Genomic DNA, 3,405 nt, shown 5'->3' on the forward strand with positions numbered 1-3,405 from the left:
GCCGGGGTGATCCCGATGCCTGCCGCGCGGTTCTCGCCGGTGAAGGAGGCCGGCAGGGTCGTCATGATCTGCTTGGGCTCGAGCGAGCCGGTGACACGGTCGTAGTCGTAGGCCGTGACGGTCGAGTCCAGTTCGTTGATGACATAGGCGAACCCGGCGGTCGGATGGAAGACCACGTGACGCGGTCCCGATCCGGATCTGGTCGCGATCGACGGCGGGTCGTTGGGAACCAGCGTGCCCTGATCGGGATCGAGCTTGAAGACGAATACCCGGTCCAGTCCCTTGTCCGGCACCACCAGATGGCTCTGTTCCGGATCGTAGGGAATGTTATGGGGATGGGACGACGCCTGTTCGACCTTGTGAGGGCCGGGCGTCCCGGGCAGTTGCACGAGGCCGCTGATTTCACCCAGCCTGCCGTCGCTGTCGATCGGCAGCGTCGCCAGCGACCCGGTGGCGTAATTGGCGACCATCAGGTAGCTGTTGGTCGGGTCCACGGTCAGGTGGACCGGGTTCTTCCCGCCGCAGGATTGCCGGTTCAGGAAGGTGATCTCGCCGGAGTATTCGTCGGTGCTGAAGGCGCTGACTTCGTTGCCGTCGCCGTGAACCGAGTACAGGTAGCGCTGCTTGGTATCGAACGCGAGGTACGACGGATTGACAAGGTCCTTCAGCAGCTGGACGTGGGTCCATCCGCCCGTGGCCGGGTCCACCCGGTAAACGTTGATCCCTTCGCCCCGGGCATTGCGCTCCTTGGTCGTGCGGGAGCCGACATAGGCAAGCAGCGCTCCCGGCTCGACGCCCGGTGCCGGAACCGTCGCTTCCTTCTCCGGCATGGACTGTTCGGGGATGGCAGCGGCCTGGGCCGCCTGATTCAGGCCGCCCAATGCCGCGAGAGCGAACCCGGCGACGCCCTTGAGGCAGGCGCGGCGTGTCGGTTCGAGTGATGCGTTGTCGGTGACAGGCAGCTTGGTCATGGCGTTTCATCCTGGGAGGTTCGCTCGAGAAGTGCATTCCCGGCTGTTTTAGGCACCGAGGCGGGCATGCCGTTCGGCGTACTCTCGATTTACGAAGAACATAGTTCCGTCTTCCGTCCTGCGGATAGATATGCAAAAGCGTAGATAGACCCATACGTCCGCTAGCCCGGTTTAAACTAATAAATAGTGTATAATATATCTATTCAACGATGGTATTCACATTATCTATTGACTTGGTAGAGATTGCGCGGGATGATCGCCTTGGTTCCGACGGACCCGCGGGCATTTGATTGGTTCAGCTTGCGCCACGTCAACAAACGCTAAAGCACCGCGATGAACATTGCGGTCGAACTTCAAGGAACCTGATGATGGCATCGATTATTCTGGCCAAAGACGCCGATTATCTCTCCCGCTTCAAGGATTCGGGCTTCATGCGGATGTGTTGTCGCTGATCGCGACGACCGCCCCCGCCTGAAATCACGATCCGGATACTCACCTGCTTGCGGTATCCGTTGAAGCGAAAGTACGTACCATGTCTTCAGCACATGCCTATGCCATTGAAGTCCAGGGGAATTCCGCTGGCATCGTAGTCGCCAACGCAAACCACTTCATCTTCTATGCCGCCGACTGGGCCTTCGGCACTCTCGACCGCAAGACTTTCCGCAGTCCGGCCCACGCCGAACGGGCAGCCCGCGACATTCTTCTGCGCCGCACCGGTGAGCCGCCCGCACGGGCTCTGCTGAGCTGACAAATCGCGAGATACGGAGGAAAACATGTCCGACCTTCAGGAGATCGCACGAAACCTCTCGCTTTATTCGGCAGGGATCGGCGCGCTCTGTCTGGCCTACATGCTGATGGTTCAGGCCTTCTGACGCGGTTTCCGACGCGCCGGCCCTGAAAGCCGACGGCCCGCTCCCGTTCCGGAGCGGGCCGTTTGCGTTTCTGCCCGGCGGGCGGCGGTTCGGTCAGCCAGGGTGCTGGTCGCCTTCGCTCCCGGCTGCCAGTCCGATGGGATCGGCGGCCGACTTCCGGAGGCTGGACACGCACCGTCCCACGGCGCGCAGTACCCTGCGGCCGAAGCGCTGGGACGTGGCCAGCGGCTGGAGCAGTGCCGCGAGGGCGCCGGTGCCCAGTGCGCTGATCAGGCGCCGCTCGGCGAAGTGGATGCTGGTGTTGCGGTAATACTGGCTTCCCCGGCCTGCGATGCTGTCGCGCAGCCGTTCGAAAGCCGGGCGCGCCGCAAGTTCCGCAAGATATTGCTCCAGTTCCAGATCCCCGCCGGACTGCCAGGCGTGGTTGCGCGCCTCGATGAAGGAGAACAGGTGGCGCTGCTGGGCGGACCGATGCGCGGTGACGCTCTGGCCATGGATACGGTACAGCGTGAGGACGTCGGGCAGTGTCCGGAGCGAGCCCCGGCAGGCGAGCCGGCTCAGCAGCTCGATGTCCTCGGCTCCGTCGAACCGGGGATCGTATCCCCCGACGGCCAGCGCATCGTCGCGCCGGTACATCACGGTGGGGCCGAGGATGTAGATCACTTTTCCGGAGCGGCGCAGTTCCCGGTATTCGGCTTCGTTCACCGGTCCCAGCTGGGCGCCGCGCAGCATGCGGCCCTGCCGGTTGATCAGGTGCGCCCGCCCGCCCCAGCAGATTACTTCCGGATGGCGTTCGGCCGCCTTGATCTGAGTTTCCAGCCGGTCGGGAGCCGCCACGTCGTCGGCATCGAGCCGTGCGATCCAGGGGAATTTCGCTGCCCTGAGGCCGACGTTGCAGTTCCTGCTGACACCGCCGTGCTGGTTCACGATGAGACGGATCCTGCCGTCCCGGCGCGCCAGGTCTTTCACGATTGTCTGTGTGGCATCCGACGATCCGTCGTCGCATACCAGCAGCTCGAAATGCGGATAGGTCTGCGAAATGAGGCTGCCGACCGCTTCATGAATGAATGCGGCCGAATTGTAGGACGGCATGACGATGCTGATCATGAGCTCTGATCTTTTTTCCAGGCGGATATACTGTCGCGCCGATCACCGCCGCGGTCAAATGACAACCTGTTTTAAGCCGAAGGAATTTTACAATCATCACCAATGATGCGACGCGTCTTGGAACGTTTAAATTTAAGCTACTTTTACATATTTCACAAAACCGGAGTTTAGACTTGGATCAACGAAACGTTGTTTCTTGGCAGAAAGCAGTGATCTATCGAGTTATTCTCTGTGATATTTGATGGTCAGAACAATCACACATGAATATTCTTGAAAGAATTGACGATGCCGAGTGCTCGCCGCATGCAGCCAGCGCTGAACGAATGAGGGTCGATGACAATGGCTAACTCGAAAGAGAGATTGGCCATGGCCTGGAACCGAATACTTTAGGCGAAGGCTCGGCTCACTCTTCCTATTGCTGATTTCGCAGACTGGACTGCCCGTCATATGTTCAT

At 60.6% G+C, this 3,405-nt stretch carries 3 protein-coding genes; 1 reads left to right on the forward strand and 2 read right to left on the reverse strand.

All coding sequences use genetic code 11. From position 1 onward, the window contains the following. On the reverse strand, positions 1 to 971 hold a 971-nt coding region (locus AC5JJ6_RS04975; protein WP_496040981.1), incomplete at its 3' end, for a lactonase family protein. Positions 972 to 1,503: 532 nt separating this feature from the next. On the opposite strand from AC5JJ6_RS04975, the gene AC5JJ6_RS04980 reads away from it, so the two are divergent. Further along, on the forward strand, positions 1,504 to 1,719 hold the full coding sequence (locus AC5JJ6_RS04980) for a hypothetical protein (RefSeq protein ID WP_496040982.1): 216 nt from the start codon (positions 1,504 to 1,506) through the stop codon (positions 1,717 to 1,719). A 217-nt stretch (positions 1,720 to 1,936) separates the two neighbouring features. Here the strand turns inward: AC5JJ6_RS04980 and AC5JJ6_RS04985 are convergent, their stop codons facing one another. Beyond that, a complete protein-coding gene (locus tag AC5JJ6_RS04985) occupies positions 1,937 to 2,950 on the reverse strand; it encodes a glycosyltransferase family 2 protein (protein ID WP_496040983.1) in 1,014 nt (337 codons plus the stop codon). Positions 2,951 to 3,405 lie beyond the last annotated feature (455 nt).

This window comes from Skermanella sp. (assembly GCF_059503625.1).

Bases quoted from the DNA above. Each gene is read 5' to 3' on its own strand.
- AC5JJ6_RS04980 (WP_496040982.1), top strand. From the start codon at position 1,504: ATGTCTTCAGCACATGCCTATGCCATTGAAGTCCAGGGGAATTCCGCT.
- AC5JJ6_RS04985 (WP_496040983.1), bottom strand. From the start codon at position 2,950: ATGATCAGCATCGTCATGCCGTCCTACAATTCGGCCGCATTCATTCAT.